General features: G+C 72.6%; 16 protein-coding genes. 8 read left to right on the forward strand and 8 right to left on the reverse strand.

Annotated features, from left to right (window positions below):
- Window positions 1-258 precede the first annotated feature (258 nt).
- Window positions 259-1,569, forward strand: a complete 1,311-nt coding sequence (locus AB0F18_RS22290) for a hypothetical protein (RefSeq protein ID WP_362063314.1) — start codon at window positions 259-261, stop codon at window positions 1,567-1,569.
- Between the two features lie 114 nt (window positions 1,570-1,683).
- Here AB0F18_RS22290 and AB0F18_RS22295 read toward each other — a convergent pair whose 3' ends face one another.
- Both AB0F18_RS22295 and AB0F18_RS22300 read right to left on the reverse strand, forming a co-directional pair.
- On the reverse strand, window positions 1,684-2,079 hold the full coding sequence (locus tag AB0F18_RS22295) for a VOC family protein (protein ID WP_362063280.1): 396 nt from the start codon (window positions 2,077-2,079) through the stop codon (window positions 1,684-1,686).
- A 69-nt stretch (window positions 2,080-2,148) separates the two neighbouring features.
- Entirely contained in the window at window positions 2,149-3,039 is an 891-nt protein-coding gene (locus AB0F18_RS22300) for a neutral zinc metallopeptidase (protein WP_362063282.1), read from the reverse strand.
- Window positions 3,040-3,259: 220 nt separating this feature from the next.
- On the opposite strand from AB0F18_RS22300, the gene AB0F18_RS22305 reads away from it, so the two are divergent.
- The 3 genes from AB0F18_RS22305 to AB0F18_RS22315 all read left to right on the forward strand — a co-directional run bounded on the left by AB0F18_RS22305 (window position 3,260) and on the right by AB0F18_RS22315 (window position 6,416).
- Entirely contained in the window at window positions 3,260-4,858 is a 1,599-nt protein-coding gene (locus AB0F18_RS22305) for an ABC-F family ATP-binding cassette domain-containing protein (RefSeq protein WP_362063284.1), read from the forward strand.
- Between the two features lie 354 nt (window positions 4,859-5,212).
- Window positions 5,213-5,434, forward strand: coding sequence for a helix-turn-helix domain-containing protein (locus AB0F18_RS22310; protein WP_007263382.1), 222 nt, complete (start codon window positions 5,213-5,215; stop codon window positions 5,432-5,434).
- Between the two features lie 202 nt (window positions 5,435-5,636).
- Window positions 5,637-6,416, forward strand: a complete 780-nt coding sequence (locus AB0F18_RS22315; RefSeq protein ID WP_362063286.1) for an enoyl-CoA hydratase/isomerase family protein — start codon at window positions 5,637-5,639, stop codon at window positions 6,414-6,416.
- 120 nt (window positions 6,417-6,536) lie between these two features.
- Here the strand turns inward: AB0F18_RS22315 and AB0F18_RS22320 are convergent, their stop codons facing one another.
- The 5 genes from AB0F18_RS22320 to AB0F18_RS22340 all read right to left on the reverse strand — a co-directional run bounded on the left by AB0F18_RS22320 (window position 6,537) and on the right by AB0F18_RS22340 (window position 10,225).
- Window positions 6,537-7,292 (reverse strand): SDR family oxidoreductase, encoded by a 756-nt coding sequence (locus AB0F18_RS22320; RefSeq protein WP_362063287.1) that lies wholly within the window; start codon window positions 7,290-7,292, stop codon window positions 6,537-6,539.
- A 10-nt stretch (window positions 7,293-7,302) separates the two neighbouring features.
- Entirely contained in the window at window positions 7,303-8,097 is a 795-nt protein-coding gene (locus AB0F18_RS22325; protein ID WP_362063289.1) for an SURF1 family protein, read from the reverse strand.
- Between the two features lie 93 nt (window positions 8,098-8,190).
- Window positions 8,191-8,424 carry a hypothetical protein gene (locus AB0F18_RS22330; protein WP_362063291.1) on the reverse strand — a complete coding sequence of 78 codons (234 nt, stop codon included), beginning with the start codon at window positions 8,422-8,424 and terminating at the stop codon, window positions 8,191-8,193.
- 89 nt (window positions 8,425-8,513) lie between these two features.
- On the reverse strand, window positions 8,514-9,497 hold the full coding sequence (locus AB0F18_RS22335; protein ID WP_362063293.1) for a DEDDh family exonuclease: 984 nt from the start codon (window positions 9,495-9,497) through the stop codon (window positions 8,514-8,516).
- An 86-nt stretch (window positions 9,498-9,583) separates the two neighbouring features.
- Window positions 9,584-10,225, reverse strand: coding sequence for a helix-turn-helix domain-containing protein (locus AB0F18_RS22340; RefSeq protein ID WP_362063295.1), 642 nt, complete (start codon window positions 10,223-10,225; stop codon window positions 9,584-9,586).
- Window positions 10,226-10,374: 149 nt separating this feature from the next.
- Here AB0F18_RS22340 and AB0F18_RS22345 point away from each other — a divergent pair, with 149 nt between their 5' ends.
- The 4 genes from AB0F18_RS22345 to AB0F18_RS22360 are packed head-to-tail and all read left to right on the forward strand — an operon-like array spanning window position 10,375 to window position 14,578.
- The gene (locus AB0F18_RS22345; protein WP_362063297.1) at window positions 10,375-11,172 is read left to right on the forward strand and encodes an acetoacetate decarboxylase family protein; all 798 of its coding nucleotides are present in this window, start codon (window positions 10,375-10,377) and stop codon (window positions 11,170-11,172) included.
- Window position 11,173: 1 nt separating this feature from the next.
- Complete coding sequence (locus tag AB0F18_RS22350; RefSeq protein WP_362063299.1) at window positions 11,174-12,058, forward strand: SDR family NAD(P)-dependent oxidoreductase; 885 nt, start codon at window positions 11,174-11,176, stop codon at window positions 12,056-12,058.
- Window positions 12,059-12,071: 13 nt separating this feature from the next.
- Complete coding sequence (locus AB0F18_RS22355; RefSeq protein WP_362063301.1) at window positions 12,072-13,358, forward strand: amidohydrolase family protein; 1,287 nt, start codon at window positions 12,072-12,074, stop codon at window positions 13,356-13,358.
- Window positions 13,355-14,578, forward strand: coding sequence for an amidohydrolase family protein (locus AB0F18_RS22360; RefSeq protein WP_362063302.1), 1,224 nt, complete (start codon window positions 13,355-13,357; stop codon window positions 14,576-14,578). The genes AB0F18_RS22355 and AB0F18_RS22360 overlap by 4 nt, the downstream gene beginning before the upstream one ends.
- 22 nt (window positions 14,579-14,600) lie before the next feature.
- Here AB0F18_RS22360 and AB0F18_RS22365 read toward each other — a convergent pair.
- On the reverse strand, window positions 14,601-17,548 hold a 2,948-nt coding region (locus AB0F18_RS22365; RefSeq protein ID WP_362063304.1), incomplete at its 5' end, for an NACHT domain-containing protein.

Genomic DNA, 17,548 nt, shown 5'->3' on the forward strand with positions numbered 1-17,548 from the left:
GGGGCTCCACGAAAGAGGGGCAACGGGAGGTGTCTTGTGGCGCTGGAGTGAAGGCGGTGTGGCGGACGGGACTGGGTGGGTGGTCTGTCCTGGTTCCTCCACCCCATGACCTGTGGAAATGACCCGTTCCGTTTGGGCTTTCGGCCAGTGACGGGCGAGACTGCTTCCGTGACGTCCCGAAAGCCTGATGAGCAGTTGGCTCGCGACTCCAGACTCCGACTCGTCTCCCCGCGCTCCGTCGCCACGGCGCGCAAGGCGGTGACCGACCGGCGAACCCGGCCGGCCACCCGGCCCCCGGCGGGCACCCCTGCCAGGGCGGACCTGGCGAACCGCGCCCGCGCCTCCCTGTCCGACGCGGTCCGGCTGGCCCGCTGGGCCGAACTGAACCTCGGTGCCGGCGACGGCGGCCGCCCCGCCCCGGCCGGCGCCCTGCCCGCCCCGGACGTCGAACGGGCCGCCGCGGAACTGGGCCTGACGCACGGCCAGATCCGGGTCGGCTGGGACCGCGCCCGCCTCTCCGGCCTCGTCGAGGTGCACGGCGGCCAGGCCCGGCCCGGCTGGCGGCTGCGGGCCTGGGACCGGGACGACACCGCCGTGCTGCGCGGCTGGGTCGCCCTCTTCGACGCCTGGTCCCTCGTCCACCCGGCCCCCGCGGACATCGCTCCCTCGGCGGTCGCCGAGGTGGTCGAGGCCATGCCGCAGCTGCTCTCGCTGCTCCAGCTGTCCGCCGGCCCGGTGACCGTCCCGGACCTGCTGGACCTGCTCGGGCAGCGGGTCACCGAACTGCGCGACGAGCGCTGCGAGGTCCCCTACGACACGGAACCCGCCTCCGCGGAACCCCGGCCCCTCCCGCTCGCCCGGCTGCTGCGCTGGGCGCTGGGCGGACTCGCCGCCGTGGACGCCGTCACCCTCGGCCCCGCCCGGGCCACCCTGACCCCGCTCGGCAGCTGGGCCGTCTGGGTCAAGCTGGAGCAGATCTGCGTCGCCGCCCAGAGCCCGGCCGGGAACATCGAGCAGTCCGCCGCCGCCATGCTGCACGGCTGCGCCCGGCTCACCCCCGGACCGGCCCGCGCCGAGTACCAGGCCTGGCTCGCCGCCCGGCCCGTCGGCCACGCCGTCAGCGAGCTGCTGCACGCCGCCCGGGGGGAGGACGCCCTGCTGCGGGGCCTCGCCTTCGAGGCCCTGCGCGTGGTCGGCGCGCCCGCCGAACCCGAGGTGCGCGCGGCCGTACGGGAGTCCGCCCTGCGGCCCTACGCCCTGCTCTGGCTCGCCGAGCACGACGGGGTGGACCCGGACGACGCCCAGGACGTGCTGACGCCCGAGGAGTCGACCTGGCTCTGGGTGGACACCGCGGCCGCCATCGCCGACCACGGCGAGGCCGACCTGCTCGCCCGCCACCTGGACTCCGCCGTCCGCACCACCGTCCCCCGGCTGCTGGACGAGGTCCGGGCCGTCGGCCACCCGCGCACCGTCCAGGTCCTGGTCGCGCTGGCCGCCGCCCACCCCGACCCGGCCCTGGCCAAAGCGGTGCGGCGGGCCGCGTTCCAGGTCCACACCGGCACGGCCTAGCCCTGGCCGGGCGGTTGGCGGGCCCTCCGCGTGGGCCCGCCGGCCGGTGGTGACCTGCGGGTCCGCTGTGGCCGGTCGCGCAGTTCCCCGCGCCCCTGGTGGGGCCGGGAGCGGTCAGAGCTGGGGGGCGTACGTGCCGAAGCTCCAGATGTTGCCCTCGGCGTCGCGGGCCATGTAGTCCCGCGAGCCGTAGTCCTGGTCGGTGGGCGGTGTCAGGATCTCCACGCCGTGCTCCAGGGCCCGCTGGTGGTGGGCGTCCACGTCGTCGACGACCACGTAGACCCCCGCGGGCCCGGCGCCCTCCATGACCTTGTCGAACATGCCGCCCCGGCCCTTGCTGCCGAGCATCACCACACCGTTGCCGTACGCCAGCTCGGCATGCATCACCGAGCCGTCCTCACCCTCGTAGACCGCGACCTGGCTGAACCCGAAGGCCTCGGTCAGCAGCTTGATGGCCGCCTTCGCATCGCTGAAGAGCAGCGTGGGGCAGATGGACGGAACGCCTGCCATGACGATCACTCCCTCTCGTGACGGTGACCCAAGTGACCCACGTCACAGCATGGCAGGCGCCACTGACACTCAGCGGAAGGTGTTGCACTGGGCCATGTCGCCCGTGCGGTAGCCCTGGTAGAACCACTGCTGGCGCTGCTCCGCCGAGCCGTGCGTCCAGGACTCCGGGGTGACCCGCCCCTGGAACTTCTCCTGGATCCGGTCGTCGCCCACCGCCGCCGCCGCGTTCAGCCCGTCCCGGATGTCCTCGTCGGTCAGGTTCTTGATCAGCGGCCGCCCCGTGGACTCGTCCGGGGTCCGGGTCGCGTTGTGCGCCCACACCCCGGCGTAGCAGTCGGCCTGGAGCTCGACCCTCACCGCGTTGCTGTTCGCGCCCGTCTGGCCGTTCTGGGCCCGCGCCAGCGTCCCCGTCAGGTTCTGGATGTGGTGCCCGTACTCGTGGGCGATCACGTACGCCTGGGCGAAGGGGCCGCCGGTGGCCCCGAACTTGGTCCGCAGGTCGTCGAAGAAGCCCAGGTCCAGGTAGACCTGCCGGTCGGCCGGGCAGTAGAAGGGCCCGACCGCCTTGCTGGCCGCCCCGCAGGCGGTGTTCACCTGGCCCGTGAAGAAGACCGTCGACGCCGGCGTGTACTTCCCGCCGCGCCGCTGGAACTCCTGCCTCCAGAAATCCTGTGTGCTGTTCACCACGGCGACGAGCCGGCAGTCCTCCCGGGTGTTGGCGTCGCGGCCCTTCTTGCAGCTCTGCTGCACCTGGGCGGCAGAGGAGGCCGTCGAGACCGGCTCGGGGCTCCCGTCGGACAGCCCCAGCTGGTCCGGCCCCACCCCGAAGAGCAGGCCCAGGACCAGCGCGATCAGCCCGACGACCCCACCGCCGATCGTGGCCCGCCCGCCCGGGATGCGGCTGCCGCGCATGTCCTTGACCTCGGACGTGTCCAGATCGGCGTCGTCGTCGAACTGCATGCCCCACCGCCCTCCAAGCGTGGCCAACCCCTTCATCCTGATACGTGCCCCGCCCGCCCGGCGTGGCCCCTGGGCCGAACGGGTGAGGGCCGGGGCCCGAAAAGTGGTTGCGCACCCCCGTTAGAATGGCTCCATGGCAAATCTCCTCGCGGATTAGCGGCGTCGAAGAACGCGCGTCCCGCCACCCCTTCCGCCGTCCATACCGCCCTGGAGTATTTCCGTGATCACCGCCACCGGCATCGAGCTGCGCGCCGGCGCCCGCGTCCTCATCGAGTCCGCTTCCTTCCGCATCGCCAAGGGCGACCGCATCGGCCTGGTCGGCCGCAACGGAGCGGGCAAGACCACCCTCACCAAGTGCCTCGCCGGCGAGGGCCAGCCCGCCGCCGGCACCATCACCCGCTCGGGTGAGGTCGGCTACCTCCCGCAGGACCCCCGCACCGGCGACCTCGACGTGCTGGCCCGCGACCGGATCCTCTCCGCCCGCGGCCTCGACGTCCTGATCAAGAAGATGCGGATGAACGAGGAGCGCATCGCCACCGGCGCCGGCGCCACCCGCGAGAAGGCCCTGCGCCAGTACGAGCGCCAGGAGACCGAGTTCCTCACCAAGGGCGGGTACGCCGCCGAGTCCGAGGCCGCGACCATCTCCGCCGCCCTCAGCCTCCCCGACCGGGTCCTCGGCCAGCCGCTGCACACCCTCTCCGGCGGTCAGCGCCGCCGCGTCGAGCTCGCCCGGATCCTCTTCTCGGACGCCGACACCCTGCTCCTCGACGAGCCCACGAACCACCTCGACGCCGACTCGATCATCTGGCTGCGCGACTACCTGAAGAACTACCGCGGCGGCTTCGTCGTGATCTCCCACGACGTCGACCTGGTCGAGACCGTGGTCAACAAGGTCTTCTACCTCGACGCCAACCGCTCGGTCATCGACATCTACAACATGGGCTGGAAGCTCTACCAGCAGCAGCGCGAGGCCGACGAGAAGCGCCGCAAGCGCGAGCGCCAGAACGCCGAGAAGAAGGCCGCCGCCCTGAACTCGCAGGCCGACAAGATGCGCGCCAAGGCCACCAAGACGGTCGCCGCGCAGAACATGGCCAAGCGCGCCGAGCGGCTGCTGTCCGGCCTGGAGGCCGTCCGCGTCTCCGACAAGGTCGCCAAGCTGCGCTTCCCGGACCCGGCGCCCTGCGGAAAGACCCCGCTGACCGCCGAGGGCCTGTCGAAGTCCTACGGCTCCCTGGAGATCTTCACCGACGTCGACCTGGCCATCGACAAGGGCTCCCGCGTGGTCATCCTCGGCCTCAACGGCGCCGGCAAGACCACCCTGCTGCGCCTGCTCGCGGGCGCCGAGCAGCCCGACACCGGCCAGGTCACCCCCGGCCACGGCCTCAAGCTCGGCTACTACGCCCAGGAGCACGAGACGCTCGACCCGGACCGCACGGTCCTGGAGAACATGCGCTCCTCCGCGCCCGACCTGGACCTGGTCGACGTGCGCAAGACGCTGGGCTCCTTCCTGTTCTCCGGCGACGACGTCGACAAGCCGGCGGGCGTGCTCTCCGGCGGCGAGAAGACCCGTCTGGCCCTGGCCACCCTGGTCGTCTCCTCGGCGAACGTGCTGCTCCTCGACGAGCCCACCAACAACCTCGACCCGGCCAGCCGCGAGGAGATCCTCGGCGCGCTGCGCACCTACAAGGGCGCGGTCATCCTCGTCACCCACGACGAGGGCGCGGTCGAGGCCCTGGAGCCGGAGCGGATCATCCTGCTCCCGGACGGGGTCGAGGACCTGTGGGGCCCGGACTACCGGGACCTGGTCGCCCTCGCCTGACCCCCTCCCGCCGGGTTGATCCAGTTCCCTCTGGATCATTCGGCGCAGACGTGATCCATCATCTGAGTGAGACGGTCTCGTACCGTCGCGCTCTGTACAACGACCCCGGCCGCATCCTCCCGGATGCGCGGCCGGGGTCGGCTGTTTCCCGCTTCCGGCCCCTGACCTGGTGATTCCCCTCGGTGACGGGGGAATGTGACGGAGGTCATGCGGCGGAAGAGGAGATTCCGTTCTGCTCGCGCGTCCACGGGCTGAGAAATGCCGCCGTACCGACCTTGCTGAATGGGTGGCCAGGAAGCCGGGGAGGGGTGATCATGAGAAGCACAGAGCGCACTTCCCACGAGGAGGCATCGGGTGGCCGAGACTCTGAAGAAGGGCAGCCGGGTGACCGGCGCCGCGCGCGACAAGCTCGCGGCAGACCTGAAGAAGAAGTACGACTCCGGTGCGAGTATCCGGGCGCTGGCCGAAGAGACCGGCCGGTCCTACGGATTCGTCCACCGGATGCTCAGCGAGTCCGGAGTCACGCTGCGTGGTCGCGGTGGCGCGACGCGCGGCAAGAAGGCGGCCGCGGCCTGACCCTGGCCGTCAGGCCGGGGCCGGCGCCGGAGAGCGACCGCCCGACAGCTCCGTTCCGTTCCATGTTGTCCCATGCTGTACCGCTGGTGTTCCACGCATGGTTCCTTCGGTGACCCCCGGTCGGCCCCGTGGTCGGCTGGGTGGTTACTGTGCAGTCACTTAGGCCGGGCGTCCGGCCACGACTGCACACCGGAGGCACCAGATGGCTCTGCTCGACAAGGATGGCGTACGGCTCACCATCGACGACACGGTCGCCACGGTGACGCTGACCAATCCGGCCAAGCGAAACGCTCAATCCCCCGCGCTCTGGCGGGCGTTGGCGGAGGCCGGACGGTCGCTGCCCGGCACGGTCCGGGTCGTCGTGCTGCGCGGCGAGGGCAAGTCCTTCTCCGCAGGGCTCGACCGGCAGGCGTTCACCCCCGAGGGTTTCGAGGGCGAGCCGTCCTTCCTCGATCTGGCGCGCGGTTCCGACGAACTGCTCGACTCCACGATCGCCGAATACCAGGAGGCCTTCACCTGGTGGCGGCGCAATGACATCGTCTCCATCGCCGCCGTGCAGGGGCACGCCATCGGCGCCGGCTTCCAGCTCGCGCTCGCGTGCGACCTGCGGGTCGTCGCGGACGACGTGCAGTTCGCCATGCGCGAGACCAGCCTGGGCCTGGTCCCCGACCTGGCCGGCACCCAGCCGCTGACCTCCCTGGTCGGCTACGCCCGCGCGCTCGAAATCTGCGCGACGGGCCGCTTCGTGCACGCCGAAGAAGCCGAACGGGTGGGCCTGGCCAACCTGGTCGTCCCCGCCGACGAGCTCGACGCCGCCGTCCAGGACCTCACCACCGCCCTGCTCGCCCCGCCGCGCGACGCCGTGATCGAGACCAAGGCCCTGCTGCGCGCGGCCGGGTCCCGCTCGTACGACGACCAGCGCACCGCCGAGCGCGCCGCCCAGGCCCGCCGCCTGCGCGACCTGGCGGGCCTCTCGGACTGATTCCTTCTGGCGCCGCTCGCGCGGCTCTGCCGTGGCCGACCTCCCCGGCTTCGCGCCGCTGGGACGGACTCCGTCCGTCGGGTGCTGGGCGGGGCCGGCGGCCCCGCCCAGCACCAGAGGCTAGAAGCCGTGGCGGGAGCCGCCGTCGATGGGGAGCATCACGCCCGTGAGGTACGACGCCGCCGGCGACAGGAGGAACGCCGCCGTCCGCCCGAACTCCTCCGCCGTGCCGTAACGCCGCAACGGGATCCGGGCCTCGTGCCCGGCCCGTGCGGCGGCCGCGTCCCCGGACAGCGCGTCCAGCTCCCGCACCCGGTCCGTGTCGATCCGCGCCGGCAGCAGACCGACCACGCGGATCCCCCGCGGGCCCAGGTCCACCGACAGGGACTTCGCGAAGCCCGCCAGCCCCGGCCGCAGGCCGTTCGAGATGGTCAGGCCGGGGATCGGCTCGTGCACCGAGCCCGAGAGGACGAAGCCGATGACCCCGCCCTCGCCCAGCTCCGCGGCCGCCGCCCGCGCCAGCCGCACGGCGCCCAGGAAGACCGCGTCGAACGCCGCCGCCCACTGCTCGTCGGTGTTGTCCGTCGCCAGGCCCGGCGCCGGTCCGCCGACGCTGATGAGGATGCCGTCGAGCCGCCCGAAGCGCTCCTTGGCCTCGGCCACCAGCCGCTCCGCCGAGCCCGGGTCGGCGTTGTCCGCCGCCAGGCCCACCGCGTCCGGCCCCAGTTCGGCGGCCGCGGCCGCCGCCCGCTTCTCGTCCCGCCCGGTCACCACCACCTTCGCGCCCTCGGCGGCCAGTTCCCGCGCGGAGGCGAAGCCGAGGCCACGGGTGGCGCCGGTGACGACGTAGACACGGTCCTTCAGTCCAAGATCCATACGGGCCAACCTACGCCGAAGCGGGCTCCGGCGACACGCTCTGGGCCGAGGCCGCCGCGGCCGCCTCGCGGTCGCGCCGTTCCCGCCGGACCAGGACCACCCACCCCACCGGCACGGCCGCCGCGAACAGCCACCACTGCACGGCGTACGCCATGTGCGGGCCGATCGAATCGTGGTCGGGCTCCGCCACCGCCTCGGGCCCGCCGCCCTGCGGCAGCGGGGAGGTGAGTTCCAGGTAGCCGCCGAGGACCGGCCGGCCCAGGGAGGCGGACTGCTGCTCGCTGTTGATCAGCATCACCTGACGGTCGGGCAGGCCCCTGCGGTCCTTGATCCCGCTGCCCCCGCTGGTCTCGTCGGCCTTCAGCCGCCCGGTGACCGTGACCTCGCCCGAGGGCGCCGCCGGCACGGGCGGGTAGGCGGTCGGGTCGTCCCCGCCGGGCACCCAGCCCCGGTTGACCAGAACCACCCGTCCGTCGCCCAGCACCAGCGGGGTGAGGACCTGGAAGCCGACCTTGTCGTCGTTCGAGGTGCGCATCCGGACGACGACCTCGTGCGCGGAGTCGTACGTGCCGGTGGCCGTGACGGCACGCCAGTAGTCGGACCGCGGAACGGTGTGGCCCGGGGAGGTGACCTCGGTCACCGGTACCGGCTTCGCGGACAGGTTCCTCGCGATCAGCTCGTTCTGGGCGACCCGGTGCTCATGGCGGTGGAACTGCCAGAACCCCAGCTTGACCATCACGGGGATGAGGACGAGGGCGATGAGGGTGAGGCACACCCACTGCCGGGTCAGGACGAAGCGGTACACGCCCACGACGTTACCCGCAGCGCGAGGGACCCCGGCGGCCGGGTGGCCTTCCGGGGTCCGGGGGAGGAAAGGGGCGAGTCGGATACGGACGGGTCAGACGCGGTCGACGATCCCCACCTTCCCCTCCGCCCGGGCGCAGTGCCCGCCGCAGAACCACTGCCCCTCGACCTCCACGCCCTGCCCGATGATCTGCACCCGGCAGTGCTCGCAGATGGGCGCCATGCGGTGGATGGCGCAGGAGAAGCAGTCGAAGACGTGAACCTCGCCCTGGGCATGAACCTCGAAGGACATGCCGTAGTCGTTTCCGCAGACCTCACAACGTGCCATGCGCCGCATGCTTCGCGGGCCGGCGGGCCGGAACAAGATCCGCCGGGGTGAGTCGCCGTGCCTGCACCCGCCCGGAGCAACACCCGCGGCTACTTCTCCTCGGCGGGCGCCACGTCCCGCAGCAGCTGGGTGAAGGCCGCCTCGTCCACCACCGGGGTGCCGAAGGACCTGGCCTTGGCCGTCTTGGAGGTGGCGGAGTCGGGGTCGTTGGTCACGAGCAGGCTGGTGAGCCGCGACACACTGGACGCGATGTGCAGCCCGGCCTCCACCGCCCGGTCCTCCAGCAGCTCCCGGTCCACCGAGGTGTCACCGGAGAAGGCGACCCGCATGCCCTGCTTCAGCGGCTTGCCGTCCTCGAAGCGCCCCGGGTTCGGGTACGGGGAGGGCGGCAGCTTGCGCGAGGCCCGCCAGCTGCCCCCGCCCCCGTACGAGGCCTGGTAGCCGACGCGGGGGGTGGCGGGGGAGTCCGACCACTCCGTCAGCGGGCGGCACTCCAGCAGGGGGAGCCGTACGCCGTCCCGCGCGGCCGCGTGCAGCGACGGGCGGAAGGCCTCCGCCAGCACCCGGGCGTCGTCGAGCGCGTGGTGCGCGCGCTGCTGGACCACGCCGTAGTGCGCGGCGAGGGACGCCAGCTTGTGGTTGGGCAGCGGGAGGTTCAGCTCCTTGGACAGGGCGATGGTGCACAGCCGCTGTCGCACCGGCGCGGCCGACGAGGCCCGCGCGTACTCCCGGGCGATCATCTGCCAGTCGAAGATGGCGTTGTGCGCGACGAGCACCCGCCCGTCCAGCCGCGCCGCGAACTCCTCGGCGATGTCCTCGAAGAGGGGGGCGTCGGAGAGCATCTCGCTCGTCAGGCCGTGGATCCACACCGGTCCGGGGTCCCGGCGCGGGTTGACCAGGCTGTACCAGTGGTCCTCCACGTTGCCCTGCGCGTCGAGCCGGTAGACGGCCGCGGACACTATCCGGTCGTCGCGAGCGAGCCCGGTCGTCTCCACGTCGACGACCGCGTACCCCTGGGGGTACGCGGTCGGCCACGTCGTCTCTGCGGTCGTACGGTCGTCGAGCATGGTCATAGAGGATACGGGCAGCGACTGACAGGGCCGATTCCGCCGGGGTCGGTTTCCGGCCGCCCCGGTGGGCGGTGCCGCCGCGGGTGGTGTCACCCGGGACCCAGCAGGGCCTTCGTCAGGGCCCGTACCGACAGCAGGAACAGCCGTTCCGGGTCGGCCGGGCCGGCCAGGGCGCGGGTCAGGGCCGGGTCGTCGGGGGCCGTGGTCCCCCCGGGGGAGCCGGGGGACGGGTCCCACAGCTCGCCCTCGCCGGGGGACTGGACGGGGGAGCGCTCGCGGTTGCGTTCCACCAGGACGAAGCCCACGACCTGGAACTGGACGGCGCGCACGGCGTCGGCCGCGCGGGCGCCGTGCAGCCCCGCCGCCCGTACCTCGGCGACCAGCGCCCGCTGGGCGGGCAGGAACATCCGGTCGGTCAGGCCGCGTTCGTGGACCATCGCGATCAGGTGCGGGCGCTCGCGCAGCTCGCGGCGCATGCTGCGGGCCACGGAGACGATGCGCTCGGCGGGGGTGCGGCCGGCGGCCCGGATGGCGCCCATGTCCCGGACGGTCCGCTCGACGAGCGCGTCGAGGAGCTGCTCGCGGTTGCCCACGTGCCAGTAGATCGAGGTGGCCGCCGTGCCGAGCTCGGCGGCGAGCCTGCGCATGGTGAGGGCGTCCGGGCCGTGCTGCCTGACCAGCGCGGCGGCGGCGTCCAGTACCGCCTCGCGGGTGAGCGGGCTCTTCGCCATCGGCGTCCTCCCCGGGTCCGGTGATCCGACGTATCGTCAGTTTTCCTGTGTGCGGCCCTCTTTACCCTTCATCGGCGGCGGTGTAACTGTGTTACAGAACCCCTCCCCCAGACTCCGTCCGGGGGGACCCCAGAAGGGTGGTGCGGAACATGGCACGCGTACGGTACGGAGCGCGCACCGAGGCGGAGATCGCCGCGTCGCGCGAGAAGAGCTCGAACCTCCCCGACATCTGGTCCACCGGCGTCGTGGCCGTCTGGGAGACCGACCCGGACGTGGTGGCGGCCGTCCTGCCGCCGCCGCTCAAGCCCGCCGAACGGCCCCTCGTACGGGCCAACATCAGCAAGGTCGACCTGCCGGGCTACCCGCTCGGGGCCGGCTCGGTGGCCGTCGCCGCCCGGCACGGCGGCGTCGAGGGCTGGTACCCGCTGGTCATGCCGATGACCCACGAGCGCGCCCTGACCGGCGGCCGCGAGGTCTTCGGCGAGCCGAAGAAGCTCGGCGAGGTCACCGTCGAACGCGAGGGGCTGGTCGTGCGGGCCGCCCTCGCCCGGCACGGCATCGCCTTCGTCGAGGTGCGCGCGGCGGTGGACCGCGAGCTGCCGGTGCCCGAGCCGGCCCGGAAGACCGACTTCTACTTCAAGTTCCTCCCGGCGGTCGACGGCTCGGGCTTCGAGAGCGACCCGGTCCTGGTGCACTGCACGCGCAACGAGAAGGTCCGCAAGCTGGAGCACCTCACCGGTGACGTGGTCCTGCGGGAGTCCATGTTCGACCCGGTCGCCGACCTGCCCGTACGCCGCCTCGTGGAGCTCACCATCGGCGAGAAGACCACCGACCAGAAGGGCCGGGTCGTCGAACGGGTCAGCGCGCAGGCCCTGCTCCCGTACCTCCACCAGCGCTACGACGACCCGCAGCAGGCCTTCGACGGTCCGCCCGAGGGGAGTGCGTGACATGCGGCTCGAAACCGGACAGGTGGCCGTCGTCACCGGCGCCGCGAGCGGCATCGGCCTGGCCATGGCCCGCCGCTTCGCCGCCGAGGGGCTCAGGGTGGTCCTCGCCGACGTCGAGGAGGGCGCCCTGCGCAAGGCCGCCGAAGAACTCCGGGCCGAGGGAGCCGAGGTGCTCGCCCGGACCGTCGACGTCAGCGACCGCGACTCCGTCCTGTCCCTCGCCGACGCCGCCTACGAGACCTTCGGCGCCGTCCACGTGCTGTGCAACAACGCCGGCGTCGGCTCCGGCGCCGAGGGACGGATGTGGGAGCACGAGCCCAACGACTGGAAGTGGGCCTTCTCCGTCAACGTCTGGGGCGTCTTCCACGGCATCCAGGCCTTCGTCCCCCGCATGATCGCGGGCGGCGCCCCCGGGCACGTCGTCAACACCTCCTCCGGCGACGGCGGCATCGCCCCCCTGCCCACCGCCTCCGTGTACGCCGTCACCAAGGCGGCCGTGGTCACCATGACCGAGTCCCTGTACGCCCACCTCAAGGCGGAGGGCGCGGCCGTCGGCGCCTCCGTCCTCTTCCCCGGACCGCACATGCTGCGCACCGGGCTGTGGGAGTCGCACCGCAACCGGCCCGAGCGCTACGCGAAGCAGCGGCCGCGCAGGTCCCCGTACCGCACCCTCGACCAGTACGAGTCCGCGATGCGCGCGGCCGGGCACGAGGTGGACTTCACCCCGGTCGAGGAGGTCGCCGAGCACGTCGTCGACGGCATCCGCGCCGACCGCTTCTGGATGCTCCCGGCCAGCGAGCACAGCGACCGGCAGATCCGCGCCCGGTCGCAGTCGATGCTCGACCGCGCCAACCCCGCCTACCTGGAAACCTTCATCCTCGACTGAGGAGAGACACACCGTGAGCGCGTACGAAGACCCGTACCTGATCATCTCCTCCGACTGTCATGCCGGACTGCCCACCGAGCAGTACCGCCCCTATCTGGACTCCCGCTTCCACCGCGCCTTCGACGAGTTCCTCGGCCAGCGCGACGCCCGCCGCGAGGAGGCCACCCGCCTCGGCATTCGCAACGAGGCCTTCGCCGAGAAGTGGTTCCACGACCACGAGGAGGGCCTCAAGGGCGGCTGGGACAGCACCCAGCGGCTGAAGGAGCTCGACGGCGACGGAGTGGCCGCCGAGGTCGTCTTCCCCGACGCGGACGCCGTGGACAGCCAGACCGCCGCTCCGTTCGGCGTGGGCCTGGGCCTCTCCGGCGACCAGGACCCCGAGCTCGGCATGGCGGGTGCCCGGGCGCACAACCGCTGGCTCGCCGACTTCGTCTCGCGCAACCCCGAACGGCACTGCGGCGTCGCCCTGCTGCCCGTCACCGCCGACCCGGACGAGGTCGTCGCCGAGATCCACCGGGCCAAGGAGTCCGGCCTCGGCGCCCTGATGATCCCCTCCATGTGGGTGGACAAGGCCCCCTACCACGACCGCCGCTACGACCCGGTCTGGGCGGCCGCCGCCGAGACCGGGATGCCCGTCGTCACCCACTCGGGCGCCGCTCCGCGCCACGAGTACGGCGACCACCTGGGCATCTACGTCTCGGAGGTGACCTGGTGGCCCGCCCGGCCGCTGTGGTTCCTGCTGTGGTCCGGGGCCTTCGAACGCCACCCGGGCCTGAAGTTCGGCGTCGCCGAGTCGGGCTGCTGGTGGCTGCCGAACCAGCTGTGGTTCATGGACCGCCTCTACCTCGGCGCGCACGGCGGCAAGAAGCTGTCGCCCTTCGCCGAGCTGAAGCGCCCGCCGAGCGAGTACCTGGACCGCCAGATCTTCGTCTGCGCCACGAACACCAAGCGCCGTGAACTGGCCCAGCGCTACGAGATCGGTGTGGACAACATCCTGTGGGGCTCGGACTTCCCGCACCCCGAGGGCACCTGGCCGGACACCCGCAACTGGCTGGCGAAGACCTTCCACGACATCCCGGTGGCCGAGACCCGCCGCATGCTGGGCCTGGCCGCGGCCGAGGTCTTCGGCTTCGACACGGAGAAACTCGCCCCGCTCGCCCGCCGGATCGGCCCCACCCCGGCCGAGCTGGGCCAGAGCCCGGACCAGCCGGCGGTCGAGGCCTCCTGGGCCCGCTCCCGCGAAACGGGCCGGCACTGGCTCACCGGCGAGGACTTCCCGGTCCTGGGGGTGTCGCGGTGACGGGCGAGGACCGCTACACGGTCATCTCGGCGGACTGCCACGCCGGCGCGGACCTGCTGGACTACAAGCCGTACCTGGAGAAGCGCCACCACGACGCGTTCGACGCCTGGGCCGCCACCTACGTCAACCCGTACGAGGACCTCCTCGCGGACACCGCCGACCGCAACTGGAACTCCCGGCGGCGGCTCGCCGAGCTGGAGGCGGACGGGATCGTCGCCGAGGTCGTCTTCCCGAACACCATCCCGCCGTTCTTCCCCAAGGCCTCCCTGATGGCGCAGCCCCCGTCGGCGGCGGAGTACGAGCTGCGCTGGGCCGGCCTCCAGGCGCACAACCGCTGGCTGGCCGACTTCTGCGCGGACGCGCCGGGCCGGCGGGCGGGGGTGGCGCAGATCCTCCTCAACGACGTCGACTCGGCGGTGCGGGAGATCCGCCGCACCAAGGAGGCCGGGCTCACGGGCGGCATCCTGCTGCCCGGCGTCCCGCCCGGCTCGACCGTCCCCGAGCTGTACTCGGACGCGTACGACCCGATCTGGGCGGTCTGCGACGAGCTGGACGTCCCGGTCAACCACCACGGCGGCTCGGCGTCCCCGCCGCTGGGGGACGAACCCGCCGCCCGTGCCGTCTTCATGGTCGAAACCACCTGGTTCTCGCACCGGGCCCTGTGGCACCTGATCTTCGGCGGCGCCTTCCGCCGCCACCCGGGCCTGAAACTGGTCCTGACGGAACAGGGCTCGGGGTGGATCCCGGGCGTCCTCCAGATGCTGGACTACTACCACGGCCGCCTGGTCGCCGCCTCGGCCACGGCGGAGTCCAAGTTCGGGGCGGGCCTGGCGGAGTCCATGGGCAAGGGCCCGAGCGAGGTGTGGCGGGAGAACTGCTTCGTGGGCGCGAGCTTCATGCGCCCCCACGAGGTCCCGCTGCGGGAGCGGATCGGCCTGGACAAGATCATGTGGGGCAGCGACTACCCCCACGACGAGGGCACCACCCCGTACTCCCGCGAGGGCCTGCGCATCGCGTACGCGGGCCTGCCGAGGGAGGAGGTCGCGGCGATGGTGGGCGGCAACGCGGCCCGGGTCTACGGCTTCGACCTGCCCCTGCTGGACGCGGTGGCGGCGAAACACGGACCGCTGGTCGCGGAGATCGCCGAGCTCCTGACGGAGGCCCCGCCGGCCGCCACCAGCCCGGCCTTCGCCCGAGGGGGCTCGGTCCGGGTCTGGTGACGGGCGGCTCCCGCCGGGCGGATCAGAAGGCGCCCAGCCACTTGATCCGCTCGGGCGGGAACCGGTCCAGGCCGTCGACCTCGACCCTCGGGCTGAGCGTGATCGTCAGCCTGTCCAGGTCGGCCAGCGGGGCCAGATCGTAGATGCCCATGGAGCCGGTCAGGGTCAGGTGCGTGAGATCGGGGAGGTCACGGAGCGCCTCCAGGCCCTCCACGTGGTGACAGCTGCCGATGTGCAGCGCCTGCAGCTGGGACTGGCCCAGCAGCGCCCTCGGATCCAAGGCCGGGTGCTCCAGGACGTTGAGGGTGCGGAGCCCGGGAAGCGGCGGGAGCACGGCCAGGTCGTTCAGCAGGTCGGCACCGTTGACGGTCAACTGGTCCAGTTCGGGCCAGGGTGCCAAGGAATCGAGCCGGAGCTCCAAGGTGCTCAGTACCAGCGTCCTGAGGGACTTCGGGGCCGGGAGCTCCGATACGCGTCGCAGGCCGGTCGGCGTGCTGATCGTCAGCCAGTCGAGTGCGCGCAGTTCGGCCAACGGCGAGAGGTCCAGGCCGGTGGGCAGGTCCGTCAGGATCAGCGTGCGGAGCCGGGGAAGCGCGGTGAGTGCTCCCAGCGCGGCCAGTTCCTGGCAGCTGTAGAGGCCCAGGTACTCGAGTTCCTCTTGCACGGACAACGCTTCGAGGTCCGTGAGCGTGTTGCGGAAGAGGATCAGCTGTGCCAGCCGTCGGTCGGCGAGGAAGGCCGGGATCCCTTCGGTATCGCTGAGGTGCACGCGCGACACGTGTTGCAACCGGGCAAGAGCGGTCAGCTGATCGGGAGTACGGACCGTGAGAAACGCCTGGCCGAGGTCGGAGTCGGCCAGCACCCGGTCGGCGAACTCCTCGGCGTCGAACCCGTGCCAACTGTTCCCGAGCAGATACGGCACGACGCCGCGGCCGTCGTGGCGGAAGCGCGCGATCACCGCCAGTGCCCGGGGCCCGCCGACCAGCGCCGCCGTCTGTACGCATGCGGCCACCTCGTCCGCGGACAGGTTCCCCGGCCCCGGCAGCAGCTCCAGCACCAGTTCTCCCGCCTTCGCCAGTTCCTCCGCCTGTTCCGGCGTGCGCGGTGGGAGCAGCTCCGCCGTCCGGGACTGGATTTCGTTCCGCAGGGACGGGTCCAGTTCCGGGGCGTGTTCCAGGCAGGCGGCGGCCAGGAGGACGAGCCTGTTCTTCGCCCCCTTGACCTTGTCCGCCCGCTTCAGCAGCCCCCGCAGGATGCGGGTGCGCTCGTCCGGGCGGGCGTGGCCGACGGCCATGCGGATCACGTCGTCCCAGGTGTCGTCCTGGGCGTTGCGGACCAGCACGCCGAAGTCCCGCGACTCCACCGCCGCCTTGGCGCCCAGGTAGTCCTGGAAGGTGCGGTGGACGAAGTCCACCGAGCCCTTCACCGGCTCGCGCAGCAGCCCGCTGCGGATGAGGAGGTGGGTGAAGACCTGCTCCGCATCCGCCTGTTCGCGGACCTGCGGCATGCCCTCCAGCCACTCCTCCACCAGCTCGACCGCCTCCTCCCGGCCCGCCTCCACCTGCCCGTTGCGGATCAGCCAGTACGCGAACCTCTGGAGCAGCAGGATCTGTTCGTCGCGGGTGAGGTAGACCCCCTCCACCCCCGCGATCTCGCGCTCCGTGTCCCGCCGGACCAGCAGCATGTCCAGCGCCGCGTCGTACAGCTCTTTCCGCGCCCGGGGCAGCTGCATCCGCCGGTCCCGGTTCAGGGCGCAGAGCAGGGCGCACATCAGGGGGTTGGTGGCCAGGCGGCCCAGGTCGCGGCGGGCCGTCACCGCCTCGCGCAGCGAGGACTCGTACGCGTCGAGGTCCTCACCCGGGCACTCCGCCCGCGCGGCCCGGTGCCAGTGTCCGATGAACGCGCCCACCTCCTCCCGCTCCATCGGCAGCAGTGAGTGTGCTGCGAAGCCCTCCCGCGCCAGCCAGTCCTCCGGCACCGCCGACGGCCGGGTGGTGACCACGTACCGGGCCTTCGGGAAGGCCGAGATCAGGGACCGCAGCCAGGTCTCCGTACGGCCGCGCAGCCGCTGCGGGACCTCGTCCACCCCGTCGACCAGGACCAGCGCCCGGCCGCTGAGCATCAGCTCCTCCACCCAGCCCGGCGGAGCCGACAACGGCACGCCGGCGGCCTTGAGGAACTCCTCCGGCAGGGGCAGCGACTCCGACGTCGTGAAGGACCGCAGCCGCAGGACGAACGGTACGGACAAGGCCCAGGGCCCCTCGGCCTGCCGGGCCGCGTTCAGCGCGAGCCACTGGAGCAGCGTGCTCTTGCCCGAGCCCGCCGGGCCGCGCAGCAGTACCCGTTCCGCCGCGCCGAGCGCCTGGTCGGAGCGGAGCGTCGTACGGTGCGGCCCGGGCTCGCCCGGCAGCACCGGCGGCTGCTCCCCGCTCACGCCCAGGCCGATGTACGCCAGGTCCAGCGGCCACTCCTCCCGGGCGCGGCCGGTCGTCAGGCCGAACAGCTGGAGCCGCCCGTGGGTGTCGGCCACCCAGCGGGCGTACCGCTCCTCGAAGGCTTGCCCCGCGCCGTCGCCCCCGGCCTCCGCCAGGCGGTCCACCGAGCGCTGCAACGCCCCGGTGCGGCGGACGAGTTCCACCTCCGCCCGGGCCCCGAACGACGGCAGCGTCGTCAGGTACTCCACCGCGTGCGTACAGGTCATCCGGATCAGGTCCGCCGCGAGGGCCCGGGCCGCCGGGCTCAGGACCGCTCCCGTCGGCACCGGCAGCTTCGCCGCCAGGGCCGCCGGGTCCAGGTCCGCCGCGAACAGGGCGTCGGCGCCGGCCCCGCCCAGCCCGGCCGCGAAGGCGTCGGCCACCGCGTCGAGCGCCGCGAGCCGTTCGTGCTCAGGTAACCGGGCCGCGGCCCCGCCCAGCCGCGCCGCCAGCTCCCCGGCCAGCCTCCGCGCCTCCGGCGCCCCCAGCTCCTCCG

This window comes from Streptomyces sp. NPDC029216 (assembly GCF_040648015.1).
In the GTDB taxonomy this organism is placed as follows: domain Bacteria; phylum Actinomycetota; class Actinomycetes; order Streptomycetales; family Streptomycetaceae; genus Streptomyces.